Here is a 14481-nt window from a genome sequence, read left to right on the forward strand (position 1 = left end):
CAGCCGAGCGGGAGCAAGCTCCCTCGCCACAGGTAGCGTGCACACTGGATCTTCGGTTATTTCCAGTGATGGATCGGCCAGCCGGCCTTTTCTGCGTGCTCCAGCAGCACCGGATCCGGGTTGACCACGTGCGGGAAATCCACCTTCAGCAGCAGCGGCAGATCATTGCGTGAGTCGGAATAGAAACTCGCGCCTTCGAGGTTTTCCTCTTCGGCATCGAGCCATTCCAGCAAGCGGGTGATCTTGCCTTCGCGGTACGTCAGGGTGCCGACGGTGTTGCCGCTGTACACGCCATGGGCGACTTCAAGTTCGATGGCCAGTATCTCGTCGATGCCCAGACGATCGGCGATCGGACGAACCAGGTGCGTACCGGACGCCGAGATCACCAGAATCCGGTCGCCGGCCTTGCGATGGGCGGCGATGGTTCTCGTCGCGTCGCTGAAAATGATCGGCTCGATGAAGTCTTCAACCCAAGGCCCCACGAGGTGCTCGACCTCTTCCGGGGTACGCCCGATCAGCGGTTCGAGGCTGAAATCCATGTACTCTTCCATGCGCAATTTGCCATGGCTGTAGGCGTCCATCAGCTCATTGTTGCGACGCATGAACGACTCGGGATCGACCCAGCCCAGGCGCCCCATCTGCTCGCTCCAGAGGGTCGCGCAGTCGCCGTGGATCAGCGTTTCGTCCAGATCAAAAATTGCCAAAGCCATCGGGTTCTCTCCGAGAACAGCTGCAAGCTACAAGCCTCGAGCTGCAAGAATTAAAATCAGGTGGACCGAAGTCTACAGCTTGAAGCTTGTAGCTCGAAGCTTGCAGCTGTTTTTAAGCTACTTCGCACAAGGCCGTCGGATCGATGGAAAGTGCCAGGCGCTGTCCGTCGGGATGCAGATCGGCGGCCGAACGGTTGAGCACATCGACCACCAATTCCACACCGCGCGCTTCGACGCGATAACGAATGACGTTGCCGAGCAGGCTGTGGCTGCGGATCTGTGCGTCCAGTTCGCCGTCGAGGCTCAGCTCGATGGCTTCCGGGCGGATGGCGATGCGGTGGTTGACCGGCCGTTGCAACAGCTTGGAGGCGGCATCGGCGTCGAGCAGGTTGTAGTTGCCGATGAAGCCGGCGGCGAATAAATCCACCGGCGCGGTGTAGAGGGTTTCGGCGTCGCCGCTCTGGACGATCTTCCCCTGGTTCATCAGGAAAATGCGATCGGACATGGTCAGCGCTTCTTCCTGATCGTGGGTGACGAAGATCGTGGTCAGGCCGAGCTCCCGCTGGATCTGGCGGATCTGCTCGCGCAGGTGCTTGCGAATCCGTGCGTCGAGTGCTGACAGCGGCTCATCCAGCAGCAACAAACGCGGGCGGGTCACTAGCGAACGGGCGAGGGCAACCCGTTGGCATTGGCCACCGGACAGTTGATGCGGATAGCGGCTGGCGAAGTCATGCAACTCAACCAGTTTCAGCACTTCAGCGACGCGCTTGTGACTGTCATCGGCATTGACCTTTTGCATGCGCAAGCCGAAAGCGACGTTCTGCTCGACGGTCATGTTGGGGAACAGCGCGTAACTCTGAAAAACCATGCCAATGCCACGTTTTTGCGGGCTCAACGGCACGATATCGACGCCGTCGAGGAGGATCTGGCCGCCATCCACCGGGGTCAGCCCGGCAATGCAACGCAACAGCGTGGATTTGCCGCACCCGGACGGGCCGAGCAGGGTGACGAACTCGCCCTTGTGGATTTCGCAATCGATATCGCTGAACACCGTGGTGCCGGCATAACTTTTCTGCAGGTGTTGGACGCTGACATAGCTCATTCGCTTTTGTCCTTGTTCAAGATGTTGGCGATCCAGGTCAGGACCAGCACGAAGAAGAAATACGAGATGACCAGCGCACTGGTGAAGTGACCGCTGCTGTTGCGCATGTTGTTCAGATACACCTGCAGGGTTTCGTAGCGGGTGCCGACGAGAATATTGGCGAATACGAACTCGCCGAAGAGGAATGAGAACGACAGCAGCAACGCCACCATCAGACCCTTGCGCAAATTCGGCAGCACCACCAGGAACGCCGCTTGAAAGGTGCTGGCGCCGAGCAGTTGCGCGGCGTCCATCAGGTCGCGCAGGTTGATCGCTTGCAGGTTGTTGGTGATCGCCCGGTACATGAAGGGCAGCGCCACGGTGAAGTAGCAGCCGATCAGAATCCACGGCGTGCCGACCATCGCCATCGGCCCGGAACCGTAGAGCTGCAACAACCCCACCGAGGACACCACTGGCGGCACCGCGAAGGGCAGCAGGATGAGGATGTTCATCAGCGCATCGAGCCTGGGAAAGTAGTAATGCACGACGAACAGCAGCGGCAGGATCAGCACCACCGAGAGCACCAGGGCACCGACGCAGACGATCAGCGACTGGCCGAAGGCGTGCAGAAAGCGCGGATCGCTCCACAGCTGGATGTACCACTTGAAGGTGAAGCCGCTGGGCAGAATCGTCGCCGACCAACTGCTGGCGATCGAGTAGACCAGTGTGCCCGCCAGCGGCAACAACAGGATGGCGAACAGCAGGTAGACCACGACGCGGTGGTAGAGGCCGGCCGGGCCGGATTCAGCGCGAGACATGGTAGCTCCTCTTCAGCAGCAGTTGATGCACGACGGTGACGATGGTCATCAGCGCCACGAGCACCACGGCCAATGCACTGGCCAGGTTCGGATCGAGGGAAATGTCCCCGGACACCATCGCTGCGATACGGATCGGCAGAACGTTGAAGTTGCCGGTGGTCAGCGCATAAACCGTGGCGTACGCGCCAAGGGCGTTGGCCAGCAGGATGACGAAAGTGCCGAGCAGTGCCGGGGTCAGCACCGGCAGACCGATGTGCCGCCAGAACTGCCAGCCGTTGGCGCCGAGCAACGCAGCGGACTCGCGCCAGTCTTCACGCAAGGCGTCGAAGGCCGGGTAGAGCAGCAGCACGCCGAGGGGAATCTGGAAGTAGGTGTAGAGAATGATCAGGCCGGTTTTCGAATACAGGTTGAAGTCCTGAATGATCCCCGACTGCTTGAGCATGATGGTGATGCTGCCGTTGAAACCGAGCAGGATGATGAACGCAAACGCCAGCGGCACGCCGGCGAAGTTGCTGGTCATGTTGGCGAAGGCATTCACGAAGTTGCGCAGCTTCGAATCGACTCGGCGCAATGAATATGCGCCGAGCACGGCGATGATGATGCCGAATAAGCTCGACCAGAAACTGATCTCGAGGCTGTACTGGATCGCCTGCCGATAGAATTTCGATCCAAAGACCTTGCTGAAATTGGCCAGGCCCCAACCGGACTCTTCCGATTGCAGGCTGTTGATCATCACCCAGACCAGCGGGGCGATTTCGAAAACGATGAAGAACAGCGCGAAGGGCACCAGACACAGCGCCGCGAGCCATTTGCCGCGAGTCATGGAGTTCACTTGAGCAGCTCCCGGCACACAGGTTTGTCGTGGGGCACGCCGAGCAGTTCGCAGACTGTGCCGCAGAGCTCGGTCTGTTTCGGTGTGGCGTCAGGGTTGAGGCTGAACGCATCGCCGAGGACGAACAGCGGCACCTGACGTTCTTCCACCAGCAGGCCGTTGTGCGAGCGATCGTTGTTCATGCCGTGGTCGGCGGTCACCAATGCCTGATAACCAGCGTCGAGCCAGGTCTGCAGATAGTCGGCGAGGATGATGTCCGCTGAGCGCGCGCTGTTGCGGTATTGCGAGCTGTCGAGGCCGTGCTTGTGCCCGGCATCGTCGATGTTCATCGGATGGATCAGGAGGAAATTGGGCGCGTGACGCAGTCGCAGGTTTTCCGCGTCGGCGAACAGGTGCGAATCCGGATAATGATCGTTCCAGTAGAAATGGCCGTGCTGGATCGGCAACGTCGGATCGTCGGTGTGGCGGTCGCGCGCCGCCACGAACGGTGAGCGGTTATACAACTCGCTGACCCAGTGGTACGCCGCAGCGGCGGTTTTCAGTCCGGCATCGCGGGCGTAGTGATAGATGCTGCGCTGGCTGGACAGGCGCGAGACGTTGTTGTGGACGATGCCGCTGTCGATCGGCGGCACGCCGGTGAGAATGCACTCATAGAGCGGCCGGGACAGGGCGGGCAGTTCGCACTCCAGTTGATAGAGCGCCGCGCGTCCTGCGCCGACATAAGCCTGCAGATGCCCCATGGCGTGACGCGCAACCTCGTAATTGAGGCCGTCGAGCACGACAAGGATGACGTTGTGCTTCATAGGGGCAAGAACTCCGCGAAACAGGAAAATTCAGATCCAACCGAGATCCCCTGTAGGAGTGAGCCTGCTCGCGATGGCAGTGGTTCAGCCAACATCGTCGTTGAATGTTCGACCGCTATCGCGAGCAGGCTCACTCCTGCATGGGGATTTGTTTCAGGTCACATAGTGGTGATCAGGTTTATTTCATCTCTACGATGACTTCCTCGTTCCACTGCTGCGGCAGGGCTTTGGAGGTCTTTTCCCACGCGTCGGCATCCTTGACCGGCGTGACCTTCTTGTACTGCTCGTTCGGCAGCAGTTTGGCTTTCACGTCTTCCGGCAGTTGCAGGTGTTCGGCGCGGATCGGACGGGCGTTGCCGCGGGCGAGGTTGGTCTGGCCGGCGTCGCTGAAGATGTATTCGCGGGTCAGCTTGGCGGCGTTGGGGTTTTTCGCGTATTTGTTGATGATCGTGGTGTAGCCGGAAATCACCGAACCATCGGACGGGATCAGCACCACGTAATCATCCGGATTGGCCATCTTGGCTTTGTAGCTGAGGCCGTTGAAATCCCAGACCACACCGACTTCGATTTCGCCTTTTTCCATGGTGGCGATGGTCGGGTTGGCCATCGACAGGCGACCCTGTTTGGCGAGGTCGGCGAACAGCAGCAGGGCTGGCTTGATGTTCTTCTCGTCACCACCGTTGGCCAAAGCCGCAGCGAGCACGCCGTTGGCGGCCTGGGCGGCGGTGCTGACGTCGCCGATGGAGACCTTGTACTTGCCGGTTTTCAGATCCGCCCATTTGGTCGGCACGTCGGAGCCATGCAGCAGCTTCTTGTTGACGATAAAGGCGATGGTGCCGGTGTAGGCCAGCGCCCAGTTGCCGTCCTTGTCCTTGGCCCAGTCCGGAACCTGATCCCAGGTGCTCGGCTTGTACGGTTGCACCACACCTTGCTTGACCGCGATCGGGCCGAAGGCGGCACCGACGTCGCCAATGTCGGCAGTAGCATTGTCTTTTTCGGCGGCGAACTTGGCGATTTCCTGGGCCGAACTCATGTCGGTGTCGATGTGTTTCAGGCCGTATTTCTTGGCCAGGTCTTCCCAGGTGCCTTTCCAGTTGGCCCAGTCATCGGGCATGCCGACGCTGTTGACGGCGCCTTCCGCCTTCGCAGCGGCTTCGAGGGTTTTCAGATCGGTGTCGGCCGCCATCGCGGCGGTGCACATTGCGATGGTCGAGCCTAACAGTGTTGCCAGGAAAAGCTGTTTCATTCCGAAGCTCCTTGGTCGTGTTCAACGCTGCGATTGCGGTTGTGTTGGTCTAGGTCAGCAATACCTGAGCCAATTTAGGCGGGCTGGATGACACTTTGATGTCGATGGCCCTGTGGCAGGTCGTTTGCCTGGCCGGGATCGGTGGCTGCCAAATAAGCGTAGACCATGGCGCAGGCCCGGCGGACATGGGACTTGGCCGATGTATTGCAAGCCGTGAACGCGACCGTTCGGCAGTTTTGTCATCTGTCGGTCATCTGCACTGCCTAGGCTTGCAATCTACGCAAGCGCTTTGATCGGCGGTCAGTTACGCCCCGAAACAGTGCTGGTCTAGTCCAGATAGGTAACGTTGATGCGCGACGAGGCAACGAAAGCGGTGACAACCATTGGCCAAGTGCTGCAGGAGCAGATTGATCATGGTTTGCTGGCGGCCGGGAGCAAATTGCCGGCCGAGCGCAAGCTCAGTGAGTTGTTCGGGACCACGCGGATCACTGTGCGTGAGGCGTTGTTGCAACTGGAGGCGCAGGGGCAGATTTATCGCGAGGAGCGGCGCGGCTGGTTCGTGTCGCCGCCGCGTCTGGCTTACAACCTGATGCAGCGCAGTCACTTTCACGCGATGGTCAGTGCGCAGGGGCGCGAGCCTTCGACCGAGGTGATTTCGGCGCGCTTGCAGCCGGCTTCGGCGGCGGTGTGTGCGTGGTTGCAGTTGCCGGCGTTGTCGAGCGTCATTCAGATTTGCCGTTCGCGGCGCATCGATGGGCGGTTGGTGTTGTATGTGGAGCACTATTTGAATCCGCAGTTTTTTCCGGGGATTCTTGATTTTGATTTGAATCAGTCGATTACCGAGCTGTATGCCGGGCATTACGATTTGCACTATGGCCGGGTGCGGTTTGAGATTGTGCCTACGTCTTTATCTGTCGATGCGGCGGCGGCTTTGCGGGTGTCGGTGGGGAGTCCGGGGTTGCGCATTGCGCGGGTCAATTATGATCAGCATGGGCGGTTGATTGATTGTGATCTGGAGTTTTGGCGGCACGATGCGATTCACGTTGGGGTTGATGTGGTTTGACCTTTTTTGACCTTGGCGGCCTCTGGGCCGACCAGGTTTTGGGGTTTTTGGGTGTATATCCGTTGCTGCGGTAACGGCTTCTTATGGTTCCGCCCTTACGGCGGGTCACCTTTTTCAAACGCCAAAAAGGTAACCGAAAAGGCTGTGCCCTGACGTTCGGCCCGCTCGCTGGGGCTCGGGGTTCCTTCGCTGCGGGATCGATCCTGGCGCAGCGGCTCCGGTTTGCTTCGCTGCACCTACACTCGCTGTGTACGACTGCGTCGTACGGTCGCTGCGCTCCCACGCCCGGATCAATCCCTCCACTCAGCCTGCCGACGGGCCCTGAGATCAAGATCAAAAGCTACTCGAGCTTGCGCTCATTGTTTTGAGTGGTGAAAAGCATGCGGTGTCTGGCTTCGGTTTTGTGGTGGATTTTCCCCTCACCCCAGCCCTCTCCCGAGGGAGAGGGAGCCGATTTGTGAGTTGTTCAAAATCTGCATTCAACTCGGTATCTCAGGTTGGCATACCTCATCCAAACAACCCGGTCAGGCCCCTCTCCCTCTGGGAGAGGGCTAGGGTGAGGGGCTTTTGACCTTCAGGATTCCAGCCATCTGGGTTTACTTGCCCAACCCCGCATTCCCATACAGATAATCCGTGGCCAACGAAGCCAATGTCCTGACCCCAACCACCAGCGCCGATTCATCCACGAAGAACCCCGGATTATGATTCGGCGCGGCTTTGCTCATGTCCTGATCCCGGGGCGTCACTCCGAGAAACACGAACAACCCTGGCGCCTCTTTGGCAAAGAACGAGAAATCTTCCGCACCACCCACCAGTGGACCCTGCACCACATCATCCTTGGCGGCCCACTTCAGGGTCGGCAGCATCTTTTCCGTCAGTGCCGGGTTGTTGATCGTCGGGTCGTACTTTTCGATGATGGTGACGTCGGCTTTGGCGCCGCCGCTTTCGGCGATTTTCTCGATGGTCTGGCGTACGTCGGCATGCAGTTTCTGGCGGATGCCGTAGTCGTAGGAGCGGATGGTGCCGGTCATGTCGAGTGATTCGGGGATGATGTTGTAGCGGGTGCCGCCGTTGATGGTGCCGATGCTGACTACCGACGGGTAAGAGGAAATGTCGGTGCGACGGCTGACCACGGTTTGCAGGCCGACGATGGTTTGCGCGCCGACGGTGATCGGGTCGATGCCGTCCCACGGGCGGCCGGCGTGGGTTTGTTTGCCGTGGATCTTGATCCGCAGGTCGTCGGAACTGGCCAGGGTCGGCCCGGGGCGGTAGGCGATCTGGCCGGCGGGAACGCCGGCCCAGACGTGCAGGCCGAACACTGCGTCGGGTTTCGGCGATTTCATCACGCCTTCTTCGACCATCATTTTTGCGCCCCACGTGTTTTTGCCGTCGGGAATGAAATCGCTCGGGCCTTCTTCGGCGGGCTGGAAGTAGAACACCACGGTGCCGGGCAGGCTGTCGCGCATGCCCGTCAGAATTTTCGCGGCGCTGAGCAGGATCGCGGTGTGGGCGTCGTGGCCGCAGGCGTGCATGACGTCGACTTCCTTGTCGAGATACGTGCCTTTGGCTTTCGAAGCGAACGGCAAGTCGGAGACTTCCTTGACCGGCAGCGCGTCCATGTCGGCGCGCAGCGCCACGGTCGGGCCGGGCAGGGCGCCCTTCAGGATGGCAACCACACCGGTGCGGGCGACGCCGGTTTTCACTTCCAGGCCCATGGCTTGCAGCTGTTTGGCGACCAGCTCAGCGGTGCGTTTTTCGGTGTTGCCGAGCTCCGGATGAGCGTGAAGGTCGCGGCGGGTTTCCAGCAGCTCCGGTTCAAGCTTTTGCGCCTGCTCGGCGATCTGTGTGCGGGCGCTGTCCATCGTCGCGGCGCCGGCGTGGCTGGCGATCAGCGTGAGCAGGATGGTTTGGGCAATGCGCGTCAGATGCATGGGGTTCTCCTTGATTATTGTTGTCAGGCTTCCTTGCCTGTGACTGCAACCACGCGCTTGAGTGCTATTCCTTCGGTTGGCCGCCGCCGGCAGTAATCACCTGCACACTCATCCGCGGTGTCGCCAGATCCAGGCCCGCCTCATCCAGTTGCCTTTTCAGCGACAAGTTGAACGCCCGGGAAACCTCCCACTGTTTGATCGGCGCAGTCTTGAAGCGTGCGCGCAGGATCGCGCTGCCGGATTCGAAACTTTCCACGCCCTGGATCTCCAGCGGCGACCAGATGTTGCGGCGTTGCAGCGGATCGCTGCGCATCTTCTGGCCGACGTCGCGCATCAGTTTGATCGCGTCGTCGATTTCCATGTTGTACGGCACGGCAACGCGGAAGATCGCGTAGCCGAATTCCCGCGAGTAGTTCTTGATGCTTTTGATTTCGCTGAACGGGATGGTGTGGACGATACCGTCGATGTCGCGCAGGCGGACGGTGCGGATGGTCAGCCCTTCTACAGTGCCGAGGTGGCCGCCGACGTCGACGTAGTCGTCGATGGCCAGCGAGTCTTCGATGATGATGAACAGGCCGGTGATCAAGTCAGCGACCAGCGACTGCGCGCCGAAACCGATAGCCAGACCGATCACACCGGCACCGGCGAGCAGTGGCGTGACGTTCATGCCCATGTTCGCCAGAGCGACGATCAGCGCGATGATGAAGATCGCCACGAACAGCACGTTGCGGATCAGTGGCATCATCGTCTGCGCGCGGGCGTTGGCCAGGCCTTTGCGCGAGCGGGTGAGGGCGTGGTGCACGGCGGTGTCGGCGAGGATCCAGATCAGCCAGGAGAAAATCAGCGTGCCGATCAGGCTGAACAGTCTGACGCTGATGTCATGGCCATCACCTTCGGCGAACGCGATCAGCGAATGGCCCCAGACACGCAGGCCCAACTCGATGAAGATCAGCCACACCAGCAAATGCGCGAGGGTATAGAAGAAGTTCTTCAGGCGCTCCGAGTACAGCGCATGGCGTTTCGGCCCGCGTTGCGGCTTCAACGAATGACGACGCACGAGGCCGTTGATGACCATGCACAACACCAGCAGAACCGTGCAGATCAGCGACTGCCGCAGCGCGGTGCTGGTGTCGCCGGCGGAGACGAACGTGGCGAACAGCGAGATGCCGACCAGCACCAGCGCCGGCACGTACCAGAAGGTGCCGAGGATCTCGATGGTGTCGCTGAGGGCGCGGCGGGTCAGGCGGCGCGACAGTGGCTGGTTGCGGATCAGGTGCGCGATCGGCCGGCGGAATCGCAGAATGAACAGGCCGGTCGACAGTGCCGCGAGTACGTTGGCGGTGGTCGCTGCAGTGTGGGCCAGATGCACGCCCAGGCTTTCCACCAGACGCGGATCGCTCAGCGCTTCACCGAACGCAGCAAAGCTGCCGATCAGCCACAGTGGCCGGAACGCCTGATGACGAAGAATGTACAGCGCGCGATGGCGGTGCGGGCCGTCGAGCAGAGAGAAGGCAATCACGCAGATCGCCGAGAAACAGGTGCCCACCACCAAGGCATACGCCAGCACCATCGCCAGGCTCTTGCCCAGCGATGACGGCAGCACGTAGCTCATGTAGACCGTCATCACCAACGCGATCAGCCACGGCCCGAGCTTGCGCAGGGCGAAACGCAGCATGTCGAGGGCCTTGGGGTGTTGCGGCAGTTCTTCGGTAAGGCCGAAGCGCATACGGACGCGGTGGCCAAGCCAGATCAGCGCAGCGGCGAGGAGGCTCCAGACCATCAGGATCACGGCGAAGCCGAAGATGATCGGCAGCCATTCATTGGCCGGCAGCAGCTTGCTGGTCAGTTCGTCCTTGGCCAGGTCGAATTCGTTGGACCAGCGGGTGAGCGGGCTGTCGGCGCCGGAAAACTGTTTTTCGAAGTTGGCGAGGGTGCCACCGATCAGGCCCAGCACGCCTTCTTCCGGGGTGGCCTGGGCCTTCTTCGTGGCGTCGCGCAGCTTCTTCAGATCGCTGAGCAACTGTGCGCGTTGCTTATCGTTTTCCAGTGACTTGATCACTTCGTCCAGCGACTGGCCGAGGGGTTCCTGGGCTTCGGGCTGCGGCTTGGAAGTGTTGAGCAGGCCGGGCAGACCGACCGCTTGCGCGGGCGCCAGCGGCAGCAGCGTCATGATCAAGACAAGCAACAGACCGGGTACAGCAAAAAGACGAGCGAACACCAGAAGACAACCTCGCGATAGGCGGATGCGCTGGAGTGTACGAGGCCCTCCGGCGCAATGCGAGCCGGGCGCGGTCATTCGTTGAGTTTGGCGAGGATCTTGTAGACCACGGTGGCGAGGATCATCAGCATGCCGATCCACATGGCCAACACCCCGGCGTTCTTGTCACGGAAGTTGAAGCCGATGGCCAGCAGGATCATTCCGCTGAGGATGGGAATGAGCATGGCATGGAAGGAGGACATCGAGATCATGGAGACTGCCTTGTCTGGTGGGATCCGTTGAGTCTAGGCAGGTTTTCGAGGCGGGGTGTGATGTGGCTCGGGAATGCATCGAGTCAGAGAGGATTCTGCTGCCTGCACAGGCGCTTTCGCGAGCAGGCTCGCTCCCACAGGTTGGAATGCTACTCAATGTGGGAGCGAGCCTGCTCGCGAAGTTTTTCAGCCTTTACGGCAACTCACGACTGGCATAAAACGCGCTGAGCACTTTCACCAAATGCGCCAGGTCATGGCTGCCGCACAGCTCGCGGATCGAGTGCATGGCAAAGGTCGGCAGACCGATGTCGACGGTGCGAACCCCCAGGTGGCTGGCGGTGATCGGACCGATGGTCGAGCCGCAGCCCATGTCGCTGCGCACCACGAAACTTTGCACCGGGACTTCTTCAGCCATGCACAGATGGCGGAAGAAACCGGCGGTTTCGCTGTTGGTGGCGTAGCGCTGGTTGCTGTTGACCTTGATCACCGGGCCGGCGTTGAGTTTCGGGCCGTGATTGGCGTCGTGTTTTTCCGCGTAATTGGGATGCACGCCGTGGGCGTTGTCGGCCGACACCAGCAGGGATTTCTGGATGGTGCGGACGAACTCGTCACCTTCCGGCAGCAGGCGGCGCAAAGTCTGCTCGAGCATCGGGCCATCGGCACCGCAGGCCGAGCAGGAGCCGACTTCTTCGTGGTCGTTGCACACCAGCACGCAGGTTTCGTCGGTCTCGGCGGTGAGCAAGGCTTGCAGGCCGGCATAGCACGACAGCAGGTTGTCGAGACGCGCACCGGCAATGAAATCACCGTTCAGACCGATGACCGCTGCGCTTTGCGTGTCGTAGAAACTCAGCTCGTAATCGAGCACGACGTCGGCATTCAGGCCGTGTTCGCGGGCCAGTTGATCGGTGAGCACGGCGCGGAAATCGACGCGCTCGTCACCGGCGAACTGGGCGAGGATCGGCGGCAGTTCGGTCTGCGCGTTGATCGCCCAGCCCTGATTGGCTTCACGGTTGAGGTGAATGGCCAGGTTGGGAATGATCGCGATCGGTGCCTTGAAGTCGATCAACTGGCTCTCGACCTTGCCGTCACGGCGGAAGGTGACGCGGCCGGCCAACGACAGATCGCGATCAAACCACGGCGCCAGCAACGCGCCGCCGTAGACTTCAACGCCCAGTTGCCAGAAGCCCTGACGCTGCAGTTCCGGCTGTGGCTTGACCCGCAGGCACGGGCTGTCGGTGTGGGCGCCGACCAAGCGGATACCGTCGTGCAGTGGCGAATTGCGGCCCATTTTGATCGCGACGATCGAGGAGTCGTTGCGGGTGACGTAATAGCGGCCGTTGGCCTCGGTGGACCATGGCTCGCGCTCGTCGAGGCGCACATAACCGGCGGCCTCCAGACGCTGCACGAGGCTGGCGGTAGCGTGGAACGGGGTAGGAGAGGCCTTGAGAAAGTCGATAAGGCCCTGGTTCAACTCTGCGCGCATAAGAAACTCCAGACAGCAATGGGCGGGAGTTTAACGTATTGGCCGGGGAATTGAATCCAATGCAGATCCCTGTAGGAGTGAGCCTGCTCGCGATAGCACTGGGTCAGTCAACTGATACTTATCTGACACACCCCTATCGCGAGCAGGCTCACTCCTACATTAAATCGTTGTGGCCGGTCAGAACGGGGCGGGGCACTCGAAGCGCAGGCGTTCGCCGGTTTGCGGGTGGGTGAAGCTGAGCATGCTGGCGTGCAGGCACAGCCGTGGCCAGGCCGCCAGCGCTTGCTCGTGGGCATAGAGCCCGTCACCCAGCAGCGGATGGCCGATCGACAACATGTGTACGCGCAACTGATGGGAGCGACCGGTGATCGGTGTCAGTTCGACGCGGCACCAGTCGCCGCAGCGCTCCAGTACTTTCCAGAACGTCAATGCATGCTTGCCGAATTCGTGATCGACCACGTGACGCGGCTTGGTCGGTGGGTCATAACGCAGGGGCAGGTCGATGCTGCCGCTGTCGAGTTCCGGCTGACCCCAGGCCAGAGCGGTGTAGGCCTTTTCGGTTTCGCGGTCATGAAACTGCCGCGACAGCTCGCGATGGGTGTCGGCATCACGGGCCAGCAGGATGATGCCGGAGGTTTCCCAGTCCAGGCGATGGACGATGCGCGCTTCCGGGTAGCCATTTTCCTGCAGACGGGTAATCAGGCAGTCCTTGTTGTCTTCGGCGCGGCCGGGCACCGAGAGCAGCAGGGTCGGTTTGTCGACCACCAGAACGGCGGCGTCCTCGTGGATGATGCGGATGTTGGACAGCGGCATTAAAACAGCCTCGTAACAAATGCCAACGGCGGTTCAGGGCCATTCCCGCATGGGGATGGCCCTGAACCGCCGTCGTTCCTGCCGGATCGACTCAGCGATCGGGCAGGGTGATGTTGAGTTCCAGAATCGAGCAACTGCCCTGGCTTTCCAGTGCAACGTGTACGTCGTCGTTGCCGATGTTGACGTACTTGCGGATCACGTCGACCAGTTCCTTTTGCAAGGCTGGCAGGTAATCCGGCGTGCTGCGCTGGCCGCGCTCATGCGCCACGATGATCTGTAGACGCTCTTTCGCTACCGAGGCGGTACTTGGCTTTTTGTTGGCACGAAAGAAGTCAAAAAGGTTCATTACCTACCTCCAAACAGGCGCTCGAAGAATCCCTTCTTCTCGACATCGAGGAATCGGTGGGCTTTTTCTTTGCCCAGCAGGCGGTCGACGGTATCGCTGTAAGCCTGACCGGCATCGCTCTGGTCGTCGAGAATTACCGGCACGCCCTGGTTGGAAGCCTTGAGCACTGCCTGGGATTCCGGGATGACGCCGAGCAGGGTTACCGAGAGGATTTCCTTGACGTCTTCAACGCCGAGCATCTCGCCCTTTTCAACGCGCTCCGGGTGGTAGCGGGTGATCAGCAGGTGTTCCTTGATCGGATCTTCGCCACGTTCGGCGCGACGCGATTTGCTCGCCAGCAGGCCGAGCATGCGGTCCGAGTCACGAACCGAGGAGACTTCCGGGTTGGTCACGACGATCGCTTCATCGGCGAAGTACATGGCCAGGTGCGCACCTTTCTCGATGCCCGCCGGGGAGTCGCAGACGACGAACTCGAATTGTTCCTTGAGCTCCATCAGGACTTTTTCCACGCCTTCGACGGTCAGCGCGTCTTTGTCGCGGGTCTGGCTGGCCGCCAGTACGTAGAGGTTTTCCAGGCGCTTGTCTTTGATCAGCGCCTGTTGCAGGTTGGCTTCGCCGTTCACGACGTTGACGAAGTCATACACCACGCGGCGCTCGCAACCCATGATCAGGTCGAGGTTACGCAAGCCCACGTCGAAGTCGACGATCACTGTTTTGTGGCCGCGCAGAGCGAGACCGGTACCGATAGCGGCGCTGGTGGTGGTCTTACCCACACCACCCTTGCCGGATGTAACCACGAGAATCTTGGCCAAGGTGTTTCACCCCTAAGGAAGAAGGACTGTTCAGCCCCTGAAAAACATCTCTTGAAAACTACTGCAGTCGGACA

Annotated in this window: 14 protein-coding genes; 1 reads left to right on the top strand and 13 read right to left on the bottom strand. The window is 60.5% G+C overall.

Going from position 1 to position 14481, the window contains the following annotated elements; all coding sequences use genetic code 11:
• Window positions 1-56: 56 nt before the first annotated feature.
• From LIS66_RS08195 to LIS66_RS08220, 6 genes are all read right to left on the bottom strand, one after another.
• Window positions 57-710, bottom strand: a complete 654-nt coding sequence (locus tag LIS66_RS08195) for an HAD family hydrolase (RefSeq protein ID WP_064364638.1) — start codon at window positions 708-710, stop codon at window positions 57-59.
• Between the two features lie 112 nt (window positions 711-822).
• A complete protein-coding gene (locus LIS66_RS08200) occupies window positions 823-1812 on the bottom strand; it encodes an ABC transporter ATP-binding protein (RefSeq protein ID WP_227973963.1) in 990 nt (329 codons plus the stop codon).
• Window positions 1809-2609, bottom strand: a complete 801-nt coding sequence (locus tag LIS66_RS08205; protein ID WP_042608520.1) for an ABC transporter permease — start codon at window positions 2607-2609, stop codon at window positions 1809-1811. Before LIS66_RS08205 ends, LIS66_RS08200 begins: the two co-directional genes overlap by 4 nt.
• Window positions 2596-3432 (bottom strand): ABC transporter permease, encoded by an 837-nt coding sequence (locus tag LIS66_RS08210; protein ID WP_161806100.1) that lies wholly within the window; start codon window positions 3430-3432, stop codon window positions 2596-2598. The genes LIS66_RS08205 and LIS66_RS08210 overlap by 14 nt, the downstream gene beginning before the upstream one ends.
• A gap of 5 nt (window positions 3433-3437) precedes the next feature.
• The gene (locus LIS66_RS08215; protein ID WP_227973964.1) at window positions 3438-4244 is read right to left on the bottom strand and encodes an alkaline phosphatase family protein; all 807 of its coding nucleotides are present in this window, start codon (window positions 4242-4244) and stop codon (window positions 3438-3440) included.
• Window positions 4245-4422: 178 nt separating this feature from the next.
• Window positions 4423-5490 (bottom strand): ABC transporter substrate-binding protein, encoded by a 1068-nt coding sequence (locus LIS66_RS08220; protein ID WP_042608517.1) that lies wholly within the window; start codon window positions 5488-5490, stop codon window positions 4423-4425.
• Window positions 5491-5839: 349 nt separating this feature from the next.
• Here LIS66_RS08220 and phnR point away from each other — a divergent pair, with 349 nt between their 5' ends.
• Window positions 5840-6553, top strand: coding sequence for a phosphonate utilization transcriptional regulator PhnR (gene phnR, locus LIS66_RS08225; RefSeq protein WP_042608516.1), 714 nt, complete (start codon window positions 5840-5842; stop codon window positions 6551-6553).
• Window positions 6554-7149: 596 nt separating this feature from the next.
• Here the strand turns inward: phnR and LIS66_RS08230 are convergent.
• From LIS66_RS08230 to minD, 7 genes are all read right to left on the bottom strand, one after another.
• Window positions 7150-8484 (bottom strand): amidohydrolase, encoded by a 1335-nt coding sequence (locus LIS66_RS08230; RefSeq protein ID WP_227973965.1) that lies wholly within the window; start codon window positions 8482-8484, stop codon window positions 7150-7152.
• A gap of 64 nt (window positions 8485-8548) precedes the next feature.
• Window positions 8549-10702: a mechanosensitive ion channel family protein gene (locus tag LIS66_RS08235; RefSeq protein ID WP_042608514.1), complete on the bottom strand. Its 2154-nt coding sequence runs from the start codon at window positions 10700-10702 to the stop codon at window positions 8549-8551.
• Between the two features lie 74 nt (window positions 10703-10776).
• The gene (locus LIS66_RS08240; RefSeq protein WP_165839208.1) at window positions 10777-10953 is read right to left on the bottom strand and encodes a hypothetical protein; all 177 of its coding nucleotides are present in this window, start codon (window positions 10951-10953) and stop codon (window positions 10777-10779) included.
• A 193-nt stretch (window positions 10954-11146) separates the two neighbouring features.
• Window positions 11147-12436: a M18 family aminopeptidase gene (locus LIS66_RS08245; RefSeq protein WP_064364632.1), complete on the bottom strand. Its 1290-nt coding sequence runs from the start codon at window positions 12434-12436 to the stop codon at window positions 11147-11149.
• A 177-nt stretch (window positions 12437-12613) separates the two neighbouring features.
• Complete coding sequence (locus tag LIS66_RS08250; RefSeq protein ID WP_227973966.1) at window positions 12614-13249, bottom strand: RluA family pseudouridine synthase; 636 nt, start codon at window positions 13247-13249, stop codon at window positions 12614-12616.
• A gap of 91 nt (window positions 13250-13340) precedes the next feature.
• Entirely contained in the window at window positions 13341-13595 is a 255-nt protein-coding gene (minE, locus tag LIS66_RS08255) for a cell division topological specificity factor MinE (RefSeq protein WP_003223146.1), read from the bottom strand.
• Window positions 13595-14407: a septum site-determining protein MinD gene (gene minD, locus LIS66_RS08260; RefSeq protein ID WP_007913953.1), complete on the bottom strand. Its 813-nt coding sequence runs from the start codon at window positions 14405-14407 to the stop codon at window positions 13595-13597. The genes minE and minD overlap by 1 nt, the downstream gene beginning before the upstream one ends.
• Between the last annotated feature and the right edge of the window lie 74 nt (window positions 14408-14481).

Origin of the sequence: Pseudomonas sp. HN2, assembly GCF_020736465.1 — a bacterium.
Classification (GTDB): Bacteria; Pseudomonadota; Gammaproteobacteria; order Pseudomonadales; family Pseudomonadaceae; genus Aquipseudomonas; species Aquipseudomonas moraviensis_A.

Coding starts and splice junctions, on each gene's coding strand:
- minE (WP_003223146.1), bottom strand. CDS start 13,595: ATGAACCTTTTTGACTTCTTTCGTGCCAACAAAAAGCCAAGTACCGCC.
- LIS66_RS08220 (WP_042608517.1), bottom strand. CDS start 5,490: ATGAAACAGCTTTTCCTGGCAACACTGTTAGGCTCGACCATCGCAATG.
- LIS66_RS08250 (WP_227973966.1), bottom strand. CDS start 13,249: ATGCCGCTGTCCAACATCCGCATCATCCACGAGGACGCCGCCGTTCTG.
- LIS66_RS08240 (WP_165839208.1), bottom strand. CDS start 10,953: ATGATCTCGATGTCCTCCTTCCATGCCATGCTCATTCCCATCCTCAGC.
- phnR (WP_042608516.1), top strand. CDS start 5,840: ATGCGCGACGAGGCAACGAAAGCGGTGACAACCATTGGCCAAGTGCTG.
- LIS66_RS08210 (WP_161806100.1), bottom strand. CDS start 3,432: ATGACTCGCGGCAAATGGCTCGCGGCGCTGTGTCTGGTGCCCTTCGCG.
- LIS66_RS08245 (WP_064364632.1), bottom strand. CDS start 12,436: ATGCGCGCAGAGTTGAACCAGGGCCTTATCGACTTTCTCAAGGCCTCT.
- LIS66_RS08215 (WP_227973964.1), bottom strand. CDS start 4,244: ATGAAGCACAACGTCATCCTTGTCGTGCTCGACGGCCTCAATTACGAG.
- LIS66_RS08195 (WP_064364638.1), bottom strand. CDS start 710: ATGGCTTTGGCAATTTTTGATCTGGACGAAACGCTGATCCACGGCGAC.
- LIS66_RS08200 (WP_227973963.1), bottom strand. CDS start 1,812: ATGAGCTATGTCAGCGTCCAACACCTGCAGAAAAGTTATGCCGGCACC.
- LIS66_RS08230 (WP_227973965.1), bottom strand. CDS start 8,484: ATGCATCTGACGCGCATTGCCCAAACCATCCTGCTCACGCTGATCGCC.
- LIS66_RS08205 (WP_042608520.1), bottom strand. CDS start 2,609: ATGTCTCGCGCTGAATCCGGCCCGGCCGGCCTCTACCACCGCGTCGTG.